14 protein-coding genes are annotated in these 13,835 nt (G+C 39.0%); 10 read left to right on the forward strand and 4 right to left on the reverse strand.

Translation table 11 applies throughout. The annotated features are described in order from the left end of the window. The 8 genes from AB5150_RS12630 to AB5150_RS12665 form a co-directional block, all read left to right on the forward strand. Positions 1–1,017 (forward strand): murein hydrolase activator EnvC (locus AB5150_RS12630; protein ID WP_368291971.1); only part of this gene is annotated, 1,017 nt, incomplete at its 5' end. Between the two features lie 64 nt (positions 1,018–1,081). Beyond that, the gene (locus AB5150_RS12635) at positions 1,082–2,314 is read left to right on the forward strand and encodes a S41 family peptidase (RefSeq protein ID WP_368291972.1); all 1,233 of its coding nucleotides are present in this window, start codon (positions 1,082–1,084) and stop codon (positions 2,312–2,314) included. Between the two features lie 259 nt (positions 2,315–2,573). Continuing rightward, on the forward strand, positions 2,574–4,115 hold the full coding sequence (gene guaA / locus AB5150_RS12640) for a glutamine-hydrolyzing GMP synthase (protein WP_349818836.1): 1,542 nt from the start codon (positions 2,574–2,576) through the stop codon (positions 4,113–4,115). A 139-nt stretch (positions 4,116–4,254) separates the two neighbouring features. Continuing rightward, positions 4,255–4,371 carry an HAD hydrolase family protein gene (locus AB5150_RS12645; RefSeq protein WP_349824140.1) on the forward strand — a complete coding sequence of 39 codons (117 nt, stop codon included), beginning with the start codon at positions 4,255–4,257 and terminating at the stop codon, positions 4,369–4,371. Next, a complete protein-coding gene (locus AB5150_RS12650) occupies positions 4,332–5,030 on the forward strand; it encodes an HAD hydrolase family protein (protein ID WP_349824141.1) in 699 nt (232 codons plus the stop codon). Before AB5150_RS12645 ends, AB5150_RS12650 begins: the two co-directional genes overlap by 40 nt. 21 nt (positions 5,031–5,051) lie before the next feature. Beyond that, on the forward strand, positions 5,052–5,480 hold the full coding sequence (locus tag AB5150_RS12655; RefSeq protein ID WP_173795988.1) for an NUDIX domain-containing protein: 429 nt from the start codon (positions 5,052–5,054) through the stop codon (positions 5,478–5,480). Between the two features lie 387 nt (positions 5,481–5,867). Beyond that, positions 5,868–7,019 carry a helix-turn-helix transcriptional regulator gene (locus tag AB5150_RS12660; RefSeq protein WP_173795987.1) on the forward strand — a complete coding sequence of 384 codons (1,152 nt, stop codon included), beginning with the start codon at positions 5,868–5,870 and terminating at the stop codon, positions 7,017–7,019. Positions 7,020–7,050: 31 nt separating this feature from the next. Then, positions 7,051–7,560, forward strand: coding sequence for a toll/interleukin-1 receptor domain-containing protein (locus tag AB5150_RS12665; RefSeq protein WP_173795986.1), 510 nt, complete (start codon positions 7,051–7,053; stop codon positions 7,558–7,560). A gap of 388 nt (positions 7,561–7,948) precedes the next feature. Here the strand turns inward: AB5150_RS12665 and AB5150_RS12670 are convergent, their stop codons facing one another. The 4 genes from AB5150_RS12670 to AB5150_RS12685 all read right to left on the reverse strand — a co-directional run bounded on the left by AB5150_RS12670 (position 7,949) and on the right by AB5150_RS12685 (position 12,000). Next, positions 7,949–8,599 carry an ATP-binding cassette domain-containing protein gene (locus tag AB5150_RS12670; protein ID WP_009243732.1) on the reverse strand — a complete coding sequence of 217 codons (651 nt, stop codon included), beginning with the start codon at positions 8,597–8,599 and terminating at the stop codon, positions 7,949–7,951. Between the two features lie 2 nt (positions 8,600–8,601). After that, entirely contained in the window at positions 8,602–10,557 is a 1,956-nt protein-coding gene (locus tag AB5150_RS12675; protein WP_101629281.1) for a hypothetical protein, read from the reverse strand. Between the two features lie 81 nt (positions 10,558–10,638). After that, positions 10,639–10,953, reverse strand: a complete 315-nt coding sequence (locus tag AB5150_RS12680; RefSeq protein ID WP_009243730.1) for a hypothetical protein — start codon at positions 10,951–10,953, stop codon at positions 10,639–10,641. Between the two features lie 411 nt (positions 10,954–11,364). Beyond that, positions 11,365–12,000 carry a helix-turn-helix domain-containing protein gene (locus tag AB5150_RS12685; RefSeq protein ID WP_101629280.1) on the reverse strand — a complete coding sequence of 212 codons (636 nt, stop codon included), beginning with the start codon at positions 11,998–12,000 and terminating at the stop codon, positions 11,365–11,367. Between the two features lie 497 nt (positions 12,001–12,497). Here AB5150_RS12685 and AB5150_RS12690 point away from each other — a divergent pair, with 497 nt between their 5' ends. After that, a complete protein-coding gene (locus AB5150_RS12690) occupies positions 12,498–13,547 on the forward strand; it encodes a replication initiation factor domain-containing protein (RefSeq protein ID WP_257963366.1) in 1,050 nt (349 codons plus the stop codon). 12 nt (positions 13,548–13,559) lie between these two features. Beyond that, positions 13,560–13,766 carry an excisionase gene (locus AB5150_RS12695; protein WP_101629282.1) on the forward strand — a complete coding sequence of 69 codons (207 nt, stop codon included), beginning with the start codon at positions 13,560–13,562 and terminating at the stop codon, positions 13,764–13,766. The last annotated feature ends 69 nt before the right edge of the window (positions 13,767–13,835 follow it).

Here is a 13,835-nt window from a genome sequence, read left to right on the forward strand (position 1 = left end):
GTTCAGGACGTTGCGGATCTGGATGCCAAGATGACATCCGTCCAGACTCAGATAACGAGCCTGCAGGAGCAGACAGACGAGCTCCAGACGGAGATAGACACAACTCAGAAAAGTCTGGATGAAGCTCAGAAGGCAGAGGATGAGCAGTATGAGGCGATGAAGCAGAGAATACAGTATCTGTATGAGGAGGGGGAGACGGAATATGTCGATGCCCTGCTCACATCCATATCATTCAGCGATCTCCTGAACAAATCAGAGTATATAGACCAGATATCGGAATACGATCAGAGGCAGCTTGCAAAGCTGATCAAGACCAAGACAGATATTGCCAATTATGAGGCGCAGCTTGAATCTGACCTCAGACAGGTGGAGTCGGTCAAGACGGATCTGGAGAGTAACGAGGCTGAACTGCAGACCATTATAGATCAGAAGCAGGAAGAGATCACCAGATATGATGGTGATATAGAAGCCCAGAAGTCGTTGATGAACAAGTTCACTGTGGCCCGTGAGGAAGCCGAGAGACGTATCGCGGAGATATCCAGACAGGAGATGGGCAAGGCAAATGCAAATGGTACGGGTGCGTATACGAAAGATGGAAAGGTATACGACACCTCCAAATATAAGGGCAAATTCATGTGGCCGGTATCGACCGGAGGTGTTATCACGGATGAATTTGGTTACCGAGATGCTCCTACAGCGGGAGCAAGTACATATCATCAGGGACTTGATATAGGCTGTGATTATGGAACAGATATTGTTGCGGCGGAGGCCGGCACAGTCGTGATGTCCTGCTACAATGGCGGCGGTGGCAACATGGTCATGATCAGCCACGGCGGCGGAATATGTACGGTATATATGCACAACTCACAGCTATGTGTAAATGTTGGCGACAAGGTTGTGAAAGGTCAGGTCATAGCAAAGGCAGGAAGTACGGGTGTGTCGACAGGTCCGCATTGCCATTTTGGCGTGTCGATAGACGGAACGTATGTCAATCCGCATGACTTCCTTGGAAAGTAGACCGGGCAGGGGATATGGAGAGATTCAGGTATTTGATGGCAATACAAGGTTAGGAGATAATGATATGAGGAAAATGTTGAAGAAGACAGTAGTGACAGCGGTGCTGGCAAGTACGGTGATCGGTCTGACGGGCTGCGGTACATCAGGTGTGTTCAGTGGCACACTCAGCGGCAAAACCGGCAGTTCCACCAAGATAACCTATGATGGCAATCTGTTGGATGCGGACGTACTTGACAAGACAGAGAAGATCGAGAGTATCATAGACAATTATTATTACAATGATATTGACGATGATACGATCAGGGAGGGCATATACAAGGGTATAATGGAATCCCTTGACGATCCGTATGCACAGTATTACACCAAGGAAGAGTATGCCAAGCTGCAGGAGGATGATTCAGGTGAGTATGCCGGAATCGGAGTTACGGTCAGCAAGGATGAGGATACGGGATATGTCCGTGCGGTAAATATCCTTGAGGGTGCACCGGCTGAGAAGGTGGATATACAGCCTGATGACATTATTGTACAGATAGATGATCACGAGATCACTACAGACGATGATCTTGACTACCTCGTATCACTCATAAGAGGCGATGCTGGAACTGATGTTACGCTGAAGATATACAGGGAGCGTGATAAGGCTTACCACGATGTCACCATCACCAGGGAGATCGTTGAGTACAGTACGGTATCATCATTTATGATAGACGACAAGATCGGATATGTGAGGATCACGCAGTTCATAGACAACACAGACGAGCTTTTCCAGAAGGCAGTTGAGGAGCTCAAGAATGAGGGCATGCAGGCACTGATGATCGATGTCAGAAGTGATCCGGGTGGAATGCTCACCACGGTCGTAAACATTTGCGACTATCTGCTCCCAGAAGGAACCATAGTGTCCATCAAGGACAAGACCGGCAAGGTTGTGGACGAGTATAAATCGACAGATGATAAATACCTCGATATGCCTATGGTAGTCCTGACAAATGAGTACAGTGCCAGTGCGTCAGAGATACTTACATCGGCACTCAAGGAATTCGGGGCTGCAACTGTTGTAGGAAAGAATACCTATGGTAAGGGAATCGTGCAGAGTGTTATACCACTTGGTGATGGCACAGCGATCAAGCTCACGACACAGAAGTATTTCACACACGATGACAACGATATCCACAAGAAGGGTGTTGCGCCTGACATTGAGGTGGATCTTCCAGATGATTATACCTATGAGGATTTCCAGGGCAAGAATGACAGCCAGTACCAGAAGGGTATTGAGGTTTTGAAGGAGAAGCTGAAGTAGGGATTAAGATAGAGATTGGTATAAATATAGTTATATAATAGATTTCAATATTGAGTGGGCAGGGCAGATGACGTTACTGCGTTATATAATTTGTCAGTGAAGTATCTGTTCGAATGCTATCGTATATGTAAAATGCATAAATAATTAAAACAACATAATTTTTAGATAATATGCAGCACAAAAGTGCTGCATATTGTGTTATACTAGGAAATGTTCAGAAATCTGTTATAAGTAATAAAAGGCAACAAAGGAGATATACATGGATAAGGAACTGATTATCGTATTGGACTTTGGCGGACAGTACAACCAACTGATCGCCAGACGTGTAAGAGAGTGTAATGTATATGCCGAAGTACATCCGTACACATTGCCGCTGGAGAAGATCAAGGAGATGAATCCAAAGGGAATCATCTTCACAGGCGGACCAAACAGCGTATACAAAGACGATTCACCTAGCTGCAGCAAGGAGATATTCGAACTGGGTATTCCTATTCTCGGAATATGTTACGGTTCACAGCTCATGGCTCATCTGCTGGGCGGCAAGGTCAGCACGGCCCCTGTCAGCGAGTATGGAAGAACAGAGGTTGAGGTTGACAAGACATCCAAGCTGTTTGCAGATGTGAATGACAAGACCATCTGCTGGATGAGTCACACAGATTATATTGCAGAGGTACCAGAGGGTTTCAAGAAGACAGCTTACACTCCTGTATGCCCAGTGGCAGCCATGGAGAATGCTGAGAAGAAGCTGTATGCGACTCAGTTCCACCCAGAGGTTATGCACACCGAGGAAGGCATGAAGATGCTCAGAGCATTTGTCATGGATGTATGCCAGTGTGCAGGCGACTGGAAGATGGATTCATTTGTAAAAGATACAATAGAGAGTCTCCGTGCCAAGATAGGCGATGGCAAGGTGCTGTGCGCCCTGTCAGGTGGTGTGGACTCATCAGTAGCTGCAGTTCTCCTGTCCAAGGCGATAGGCAAGCAGCTCACATGTGTGTTCGTAGACCACGGTCTTCTCCGTAAGAACGAGGGCGACGAAGTTGAGGCGGTATTCGGACCAGATGGACCTTACGACCTGAACTTCATCAGAGTAAATGCGCAGGACAGATTCTACAGCAAGCTTGCCGGAGTAACCGAGCCTGAGGCAAAGAGAAAGATAATAGGCGAGGAATTCATCCGTGTATTCGAGGAGGAGGCCAAGAAGATCGGTGCCGTTGACTTCCTCGTACAGGGAACCATATATCCTGATGTCATCGAGTCAGGTCTTGACAAGTCAGCGGTCATCAAGTCCCACCACAACGTAGGCGGACTTCCTGACTATGTAGATTTCAAGGAGATCGTGGAGCCACTCCGTCTTCTCTTCAAGGACGAGGTCCGCAAGGCCGGCCTTGAGCTTGGAATCCCAGAGTACCTGGTATTCCGTCAGCCATTCCCAGGCCCAGGCCTTGGAATAAGAATCATCGGAGAGGTCACAGCCGAGAAGGTCAAGATCGTTCAGGATGCCGACGCCATCTACCGTGAGGAGATCGCAAAGGCAGGCCTCGACAGAAGCCTCGGTCAGTACTTCGCAGCCCTGACCAACATGCGTTCAGTTGGCTGTATGGGAGATTTCAGAACGTACGATTACGCCGTAGCACTCCGTGCTGTAAATACAACAGACTTCATGACAGCAGATTGTTCAGAGATACCATTTGAGGTGCTTCAGAGGGTAATGAACAGGATTATTAATGAGGTCAAGGGTGTTAATAGAGTAATGTATGATCTGACTAGTAAGCCGCCTGGAACGATTGAATTCGAATAACGGATTAAAATGCCGAAAACCTGTATTTATGCGGGTTTCCGGCATTTGTTTTATCAAATGGCTCTGGTTTGGCTCTATTTGTGGGGAGAGTAATTGATGCAAATGTAATTTTTCATAAGAATGAAAAGGAAAAAATGATATGAAGAAATGCAAACTTCTTTTTTTTGATTTAGACGGAACTTTATTACAGAGTGAAAAAACAATATCAACAAGAACATTATCAGCTCAAAAAAATGCAGGGAAAATGATATATTGATAGGTGTTTCCACCTCCAGAAGTGAGCAAAACTCTTTGGTATTTTTAAATGAATTGATGCCCGATATTTTAATATCGAGTGGAGGGGCATTAGTAAAATACAAAACAGAATATATTTATAGGGCAGAATTTTCCGAAGAAGAAACGAATGTGATGATTGACATGGCAAGAAATATTTGTGGAAATGATTGCGAAATTACGATAGATACAATAGATACACATTATTGGAATTATAAAATAGATCCTAAGAAGTTAGATAAGAGTTGGGGAGATAGTATTTATACAGATTTTTCAGATTTTAACGAATGTTCATTAAAAATGTGTGTCGAGATATTTAATCAAGATAAGGCAGATAAGCTGGCTCGAAGTCTCTCTGATTGTGATTGTATTCGTTTCTCTGATGGATTTTGGTACAAGTTTACAAAAAAGAATGTGACGAAAGAAAACGCAATTATGAAGATTACGGAAGTATGTGGATTTAGTACAGATTCAATTATTGCATTTGGAGATGATTATGCAGATATCGGAATGCTTGAATTATGTGGAACAGGTGTTGCAATATGGAATGCGATTGATGAGGTAAAAGAGAGAGCGGATATTGTAATTGGTTCAAATGACGAAGAGGGAATTGCGGATTTTATTGAAAATGAAATATTGTAGATATGTACATGGAGAGGAAATATGGTGGAAGTAAGATTTTATGATACAGTTAATGATGAACTATTGAAATTTGCAGTAATTATCTCACAGAGTAACGGCAAGTGGGTATTTTGCAAGCATAAAGAAAGAGATACATATGAAGTGCCGGGAGGGCATAGAGAAGCTGGGGAGAATATTCTTGAAACGGCTAAAAGAGAGTTACAGGAAGAAACAGGGGCAGTCAAGTTCGAGATAAAGCCGATATGTGTATACTCAGTAATCGGTAAGACCAGAGTAAATGATACTGGGGAGGAAACATTTGGACTGCTTTGTTTTGCAGAGATAACTGAATTTGCAAAAGAATTACATAGCGAAATGGAGAAGGTTGTGTTTATGGATGAGCTACCCGAGAAATGGACATATCCTTTGATACAGCCTAGGTTGATAGAAAAGTATTTGCAGATGAAATAAAGCTATAATGGTACAATAATAGCTATCTCAGTTGCCAGACCATATGAAAGGCATCATCCAGAAAATAATAATTGAGGATTGTACAATGAAGTATGGTTATATTGAAAGAATTATGGTGTTAGAAGGATAATTGAAGCAATATATGTAATGAGAGATAGGAAAAAATGATAAAAAAGTATGTAATATAGCCTTGATTAAGAGTTGTTTAACTTTTAGCCAAGGCTTTTGTTGTACATAAGTTGAATATGAAATATGGGGACGTTTATGATTGGTAACAATACTGGAAGTAAAAAATAACTGCGAAAATGTAAATAAAATATTTACAACAATGTGCGGGAGTGATACTATAATTTATATGAATGCGGAATTTATATCAAGGAGATTAATATGCAGAATAGTAATGATTTGTTTGATTTGAGAGCAGCAATAGGAAGTAAAATAAAAAAACAAATGGAACAGCAGGCGATTTCAAAGGCTGAATTATGTCGTGAAACTGGCATGTCGAGACCAACGTTGGATAAGATGATCTCAGGAAGTATTACAAATAAGACGAATTATGATAAACATATATCAAAGATAATGGATTGCCTTGGGATATCGTCGGATGTGCTTTTAGGCAATATAAAAAAGAATCGGACTAGAAATATTAGAGAGATTTTAAGGAAATCTATTGAAGACATAGCAAAATTTACTGGCATATCAGTAGATCGTTTGAAAGATATAGAAGACGGTGCGGAGGCAACATTAACAGAACTGAGAGATATTGCTATGTGCTTTTCTACAAGCGTCAATGTAATACAGGAAAAAAATTTCTTTGAACCTCAACTGGCAGAGATGGATTTGTTGATTTCTACTATTGCTGAAAAGGGTACCAATGATGTAAGTGGTTTTTGGGGTCATGTTGGGATTCGGATATCGCGTGGAAAAAAATACAAATGGTTTCCTATTACTAGAATTACCAGAAAATTTGTATATCAGGATATGGAAAACAAATACATGGTAATCCCGTGTATGAACAACAAGGTTCTATTTCTGAATATGGATAATATTGATAGAGTTGTATTGTTAGACGACGCATGTGATCCGCCTGCTGATTTAGATTGGCCGATGTGGAGTGGGGAAGAAAAAATTAGTGAGGGAGAAGTCCCTCAGGTGTTATATGAACTTCTAGAGGATTATTACTTTGGCGAATTGACAGAGATTTCAGACAACTTGCATAAATGTTTAGAAGGGTTCGTTAGAGAGTATAAAATATCTGAAGAAGAAATGAATGATATTGTAAGTGGGATTGAAATATATTATGCTGATGGGCTGCACGAATCAGATACGATATATTTTGATGATAATGAAAATATATCAGAAGCAGTCTCGTATGTGTATGATCATGATGATTATGACGATTATGATTGTATGGATGAGGTTCTATATTATACTGGATATTGTGAATGCGAGAATTTGATAAAATTAAAGAATATAGCTATGTTAGAATTGCCATTTATAAAACTTGAAAATGCTATAATCGAAAAAAATGACTTATGAACATAAGGGGAAAGGAAAGGGTGGATATTGTTTGGACAAGAAAATATTTATAAGTCATTCTTCTAAGGATGTACGATACGTAGAAAAAATAATAGATCTTATTGTTGATATGGGTGTTCGTGAAAAACAGATATTTTGCTCGTCTGTACCAGGCTTTGGGATTCCGATGGACAAGGATATATATGATTATCTTGCAGAAGAATTTAGCAGGACTGACGTACATGTAATATTTGTGCTTTCGCGCAACTACTATAAAAGTATTCCCTGTTTGAATGAAATGGGGGCAGTATGGGCACTGAAAAAAGAGTATATGACTATATTATTGCCTCATTTTGATTATCAGGAGATCAAAGGCGCAATAAATCCCAGACAGATTTCGTTAAAACTTGATTCCGATCAGGGGGAGATGAAGGAGCGGATTGAGGAAATGAGAACTAAGTTAAGTAAGGAATTGGAGCTGCCTCCAATTGTTGTTACGAGATGGGAGAGGAATAGAGATAGGTTTATTAAGGATGTGTTGGAGATTGATGATTGGTTTTAGAAAGTTTGAGATATAAAATCAAGAAGGTGTCTCATAATTGATTGAATTCTCAAAATATAGTTTGGGTTGTATTAAATAAAGTTGAAGCCATTCGTATCGATTTTATATGACGAATGGCTCATGCTTTATAAATAACAAATGAAATTACTATTTAGAGGTATAAAAAATTTTTGGCTGTCTTAAGTCGTAAATTAAAGATTCATATTTAAATGAAACTTGATATAGAAAATCCGATTATCCGCATAAATACAGCATTTAAGGGCTGTTCATCACTTGAAAAAATAAGTGTTTTACCACGAATTTACCATAATTGAATATGAGTCTTGATATGACGAAATATAAAGGGAGATTGCACGTATAATAAAACCGCGTATCTCCCTTTAACAAACTATCTAAAGTTTTCTACATTTATAACTCTGGAAAAACAATCGCACAAATTCATGTTGTGAGTGACCATGATTATAGTAATGCCCTTTTCATTTAATTCTTTCAAAAGTTTCATCACTATCAATTCGTTCTCTTTATCAAGTCCAGAAGTTGGTTCATCAGCTAATATAATCTGACTTCCTTGCAAAATCAATTTAATAATTGCAATTCGCTGTTGCTCTCCACCGCTTAACTGATATACTTTTTTGTTAAGCATGTCACTTAGCTCAAATTGCTTTAAATACTTATTGATTAGTTTCAGTTTTTCTTCTTTTTTTACTTTTTTATATTCAAGAGCTAATTTTAAATTCCACAACACGCTTTCATCTTCTATTAGTCCATAATTTTGAAATAGATAGCCTATTGTATATCTTCTCAAAATCATAGCATTTTTACCGTTCATGGACAAATTTTTATGACTATCAATAGTGATTGTTCCCTCGGATATATCAGTAATCAATCCTATTATATTTAAAAGTGTCGTTTTACCTGCCCCGCTTTTCCCTACAAGCCCCACAAATTCGCCTTTTTCTATTTCTAAAGATAAATTTTCAAATAGAACCTGATTTTTCCCATATTCTTTTTTGACGTTCTTTAATGTAATCAATGACATACTTATGCCCCCTTTTCAATCTCATATAAAGCGTTTGAGATATAAATTCTATAAAGCAATTCGCAGAATATGTAGTCAATAAGTATAATCGCAAAAAGGCAAGCAAAATAATAATTTATAGCAGTTAATACGCCTGATATAATTATTTCGATTCCCCAAAAAATATACCGATTTTTCAGTGTCCTAAAATGAGAGAATCCTAAAATCTCTTTTGCCGCATATCTCTTTCGATTTACAAAAATGTCCACATAATTTGAAATATACAAAATAAACAGTAAAGACACTATAAAGACAATCGTAAACATAGTGAGTGTTTTAAGAACGAATGTCACATTTTCAAGTTGCATTAAATAAGGTGTAAGTAATGTTCCAGCTGTAACTAATTGCTCTAAATCATATTCTGATAACAAAGAAGAAAAATCTTCTCTTGACTCCATTTGAAAAAATAAACACCTTGTATTTAAAGAATCCAAATAGTAAAGTCCTGCAAAATTGCCCGTATCAACAATGATAACAGGATTAGCCATATCCGAAAAACCATTTTCTGTATTGACTTTTATCGTAGAATCATCGTCTATATAAACAACATTAAATTTATCAATAGTTTTTTCTTCTCCCGGTATTCCATAAAATTGATTGTAATTCATCAATCGGAAATATTCTTGCTTAATATATTCGCTAATAGAATTTTCATCATTCTTATATTTATGTGGAACTAATACTGTTGGTTCACTAAATATATCTTCTCCCAATGGTTTTCCACTGAGCTGGATATTTGAAAATTCATTCAGATAATTTCTATTTGCAATAACAAGCTGTTGTTCATAATAGGGGCGTGATGTCTGCAAACCACCGTCTGTCCTAAAATCACATAGTAGTGAATGGTTATGATTATACATCTCTAATGTTTGTTCAGAATATTTTTCTAATATGTCTGTGTTTGCTAACGCATAATCATACTCCGATGAATTAAAACCATTAGCGGTATAATATCCGTCCAGATACTTATAATCTAAAACAGCTTGTTGGCTTTGTCTAAATGAGTTCCCCTGATTCAGCAATGAAATAATAGTGATAGCGATTATTACCGAAAAAATTATTTTTATAGCCTGAACTACAATATTTGTGCCGCTATTTAAAGTCTTATTTTTTATCATTGCCTCTAAAGAAACAAACTTAATTAAAATACTTGTAATTAAAACACAAAGTATATTTATAGCTAAAACACCAATAAAGAACAGTACACTTGTTGCTAAATAAGAAAAATCATATCTGTTTGTTAATGCGTAATATAAATTTAGCAAGAACAGTAATACTAAACATATTACAGCAAAATATTTTATTACACTGGTAATTTGCTCCTTTAAAATATGTATAGTAGAAAAGCCCATGCTTTTTTTAATACCTATTTTTTTCAAACTATAAGACGTATAAATACAGTATATGATTTGAAGTACAATAAATAAGATTACAAAATTCAGAAGATTCAATTCTAATACCATACTATACGGAATAGCGTCATTTTCAAAGTTATTTATTGCGACGGACAGTTGAGAAGCTATCTCTTTAATTGCGTTAGCTGGTAAATCTGTATAGAATACACCAACACTATCTAAAAAATCTTCCTTTTGCAATTCATGATATTGAAACAAAATAGAGGAAGATATAGGCTGTTTTTGTGTAAACTCATTTAATGGATAGCAATATAAATCATAAACAGATTTATCTGTGGAAGTGAGCGTATTGTTAATGAGTTCTAATTTATTTTGAGAATATTCTTCTGTAAATATTGTATAAAATTTGTCGAGAATTTCTGGCGATGTTTCTTCTAAAACATACCCTTTTAAATTCTCAGTAGCAATGTTATTCTTTTCATAAATGTTGTAAATAGAAGTATTAAAAATATATGCAAAGAGTATGACTTCAAGGAAAATAAAAATCTTTAAAAATTTTTTCATAACATACGCCCCTTTCTTTGAAGAAATGTATAAAATAGGGCGGGACAAATAGCCCCGCCCTAGGTGTTTGAACTATTTTACTTAATATGGATAATAATCATAATAAGATGTTTCGTTCGCCCACCAAACTCTCTTTGCATCTTTGTAAGCGTAGTTTGACTTGAATCCACTGGTATATGTATCTCCGCCGACCTTTACAGTTGCCTTTACCATGTAGTTGCGACTAATACCTGCTTTACGCCCAATTTCGGAATATACAATGGTGTCTGTTTGCCCTCCATTGTAGTACAAATCTCCACCCGCTACATCAATAGCCCACGCTGTAAGTGGAGCGCCGACAACCATAACTGCTGCTACAAGACCAACTACTTTCGTTCTCAACTTCTTTGCTCTCATTCGATAAACCTCCTTTCTCTTTTTTACTTTTTGATAGTTTTATGTCACGTACTGTTTTTACTAACCTCAACATAACATATATTTCATTAAATGTCAAGTTATTTTTGTTTCTATTTTATATATGACCTCTTTGTTGCTATCATATTTTGTGCATAATGCACAAAATCAAAGTGCCAATATTAGTGCTTTCCACGATTGTACTTTTACAATGAAAAGACGAAGTACCTGTGATAAATTCATTGCTCTAAAATTATTAGAGAAACTATACAATATAGCTATCCTTTTTTCTCTTGTCTGCCATAAACAGAAAAGAAAAAGCCCTGTCAAGAGCCTGCCACTTCTTTAGAAGTGGTGCTTGCACTCTTGATCTGGGCTTTTTGTTTGCTGTATCTTTTTGCAAGAGGAAAAAGGCTACTCGTCCCCGTTGTCAAAATGGCTGTCCTTTAAGACTTCCCGCAACAGCTCCATATCTTCTTTTGAGTTGGGATTTATCCTCTTTACAACCTGATAAGGTGTACCGTACTTGTGTCCGTCTGTGCTTTCCCCGAACATATCCATGCTGTATAAATCATCATAACGGTCTAATACTTTCTGAAATTTCAAGTGCTGGATAAATGTTTTGATAGGGTAAAGGTCGGACGCTTGTATGTCCTCTCCCTTGATATAGTCTGTGATGTATTTCCGCAACTGCTCCAACTCATACTCTAGCCATTCTTCTTCACTGTCAAAGAAGTTATCATAGTGTCCGTGTTTCAGTTCTGCATTTAGGCGTTCTTCCGTCCGTAAAAACTTGCATACCTCTTTTTCCGCCTGTTGGACAAACTTCCATTCTCCCGACAACAATTCATTCGGTGTTACTTCCAGTACGTCCATTATCTTTTCCAGCGTGTCAAAGGTGGGATAGTTTACCCCTCGTTCAATCTTAGAAAGGCTCTGCATATTGATACCGATGGCGTCCGCAAGCTCCTGCTGTTTCATTTTCCTGTGTTTTCTTATGGTCTGTATGTTCTCCCCTAAAAAATTTATTTTCTTTGTGTCATGCTCCATAACTTCTTATATCTTTTCCTTTCCCGGCTTTTTCGTTCCTTTATAAGCCTATCATACTTATTATAGCCGAAAAAGTCAAGAAAAAGTTCTTGACAAGTAATTCTAACGGCGTTATTATCATGGAGGATATAGTGATTAAGCACAATGAGGTCAATCACACGCTTGAGTAGGCATAGAAAAGAGTTATTTTCGCTTTGATAGCATGAATAGGCATGGACTATCCGACCGAAAACGGTGTTTCTTCCTGTGCCTGCCCCGTTTAGCCACGAGCCTCCCAAAGGCTCGTGAGCGTTAAGAACGGGGCTGGTGCAGGAAGAAAAGGAACGCCGTAGGCGTTCCGTACAGGGCGTATATGTAACACCGCCCTGCGCATACATGTCATAGTACCTAGAAACTGTGATAAATAAAGGACAAAACACGATTTTTACCCCGCAAAAAAACGGGGAGTACGAAAGGAGTAATGCACTATCGCAACACATGAAAATTTATCCGTCAAGATTGATTACATCAGCATTGTCTTTGATACGGCAACGGCAGAAGATGTGATACGGCACATTTTATGCTTGCCGACCGATATTTTTAATGTCTATCCTGCAACGGTCAAATTTAAGACGTATCAGGCGCGTTGGGAAATCGGAGATATTTATGTATCGGGCGACGCAAAAAAGACAGAGGACAACCCACAAGGGCTGGGCTGTTATCTCGTGATGACAGGCAGGGGGTGTGATGATATTTTCCGTATCCTCGATAACAACGGCTTGACCTTTGGGGATATGTTCGGACGCTGTGAAAGGAGATATGGGGCTGGAAACTACCATTTCACAAGGCTGGACGTTGCCATTGACGACAGGAACGAAACGCCGTTCTTTACCATAGAGCAGATAAAGAAGAAATGTGAAAAAGAGGAATTTATCGCCAACAGTGAGGGCTACCATTTTGACGAGAGCAAGTTTGATGATTTTGACACCGCAAAGACCGTCTATATCGGGGCTGGAAAATCGGGGCTTTCCTACCGCTTTTATGACAAGGACAAGGAAGTGTGCGGCAAATACAACAGGACGCTTGATGAAGTCGGGAGTTGGAAACGGACGGAAATGCAACTGCGTGATGAAAAGGCTCATGCCTTTGCTATGGCATTTCAGGCAAGACCGCTGGAGATTGGGGAACTGGCTTTCGGACTGCTGGCGGACAACCTGCGTTTTGTCGTAGCAAACAGGAATGAGAGCAACAAGAGCAGGTGGAAAACGTGCCGTTTCTGGCAACGCTTTTTAGGGGCTGTGGAACTTTTAAAACTCCATGTACCCACACCGCATAATTCCCTTGAAGAAACGCAACAGTGGCTTACAGAGGGTGGTGTCATATCCGCTGTCAAAGGCTTTTACTTCCTCGAATCCCATGACGCTTTAGGTGGGCTGGAACGTGTCGGGGATATGGTAGATAAGGCAAGGTACAGCACTTCCCTTTCCAGCAAGCTGACCGCCCATTTACAGCGGATAGACAGGACAGAATTGATACCCTACGTCCAGTATGACACAAAGAACAGGTAGGGGGGTGGCATGATGAACGAAAAGATTGATATTCCTGTATGGGAAAAATACACCCTTACCATTGAGGAAGCGTCAAGATACTTCACAATCGGACAGAACAAGCTACGCCGATTGGTAGAAGAAAACCGACACGGCGACTGGTATGTGATGAACGGCAACCGTATCTTGATTAAGAAAAAACAGTTTGAGAAATTTATGGATAAAACAGACGCAATCTAATGCAAAAGAGCCTTGTATGTGATATTATTTCAGTAAGTCATATCAAGGCTCTTTCTTACGAAAGGAGCA

The sequence above is a fragment of the Coprococcus sp. RTP21281st1_F1_RTP21281_210402 genome (genome assembly GCF_040915325.1).
Taxonomy (GTDB): Bacteria; Bacillota; Clostridia; order Lachnospirales; family Lachnospiraceae; genus Coprococcus; species Coprococcus aceti.

What these genes read in the sequence shown, in the direction of transcription:
- AB5150_RS12635 (WP_368291972.1), top strand. Translation starts at nt 1,082, where the DNA reads ATGAGGAAAATGTTGAAGAAGACAGTAGTGACAGCGGTGCTGGCAAGT.
- guaA (WP_349818836.1), top strand. Translation starts at nt 2,574, where the DNA reads ATGGATAAGGAACTGATTATCGTATTGGACTTTGGCGGACAGTACAAC.
- AB5150_RS12645 (WP_349824140.1), top strand. Translation starts at nt 4,255, where the DNA reads ATGAAGAAATGCAAACTTCTTTTTTTTGATTTAGACGGAACTTTATTA.
- AB5150_RS12655 (WP_173795988.1), top strand. Translation starts at nt 5,052, where the DNA reads ATGGTGGAAGTAAGATTTTATGATACAGTTAATGATGAACTATTGAAA.
- AB5150_RS12660 (WP_173795987.1), top strand. Translation starts at nt 5,868, where the DNA reads ATGCAGAATAGTAATGATTTGTTTGATTTGAGAGCAGCAATAGGAAGT.
- AB5150_RS12670 (WP_009243732.1), bottom strand. Translation starts at nt 8,599, where the DNA reads ATGTCATTGATTACATTAAAGAACGTCAAAAAAGAATATGGGAAAAAT.
- AB5150_RS12675 (WP_101629281.1), bottom strand. Translation starts at nt 10,557, where the DNA reads ATGAAAAAATTTTTAAAGATTTTTATTTTCCTTGAAGTCATACTCTTT.
- AB5150_RS12680 (WP_009243730.1), bottom strand. Translation starts at nt 10,953, where the DNA reads ATGAGAGCAAAGAAGTTGAGAACGAAAGTAGTTGGTCTTGTAGCAGCA.
- AB5150_RS12685 (WP_101629280.1), bottom strand. Translation starts at nt 12,000, where the DNA reads ATGGAGCATGACACAAAGAAAATAAATTTTTTAGGGGAGAACATACAG.
- AB5150_RS12695 (WP_101629282.1), top strand. Translation starts at nt 13,560, where the DNA reads ATGAACGAAAAGATTGATATTCCTGTATGGGAAAAATACACCCTTACC.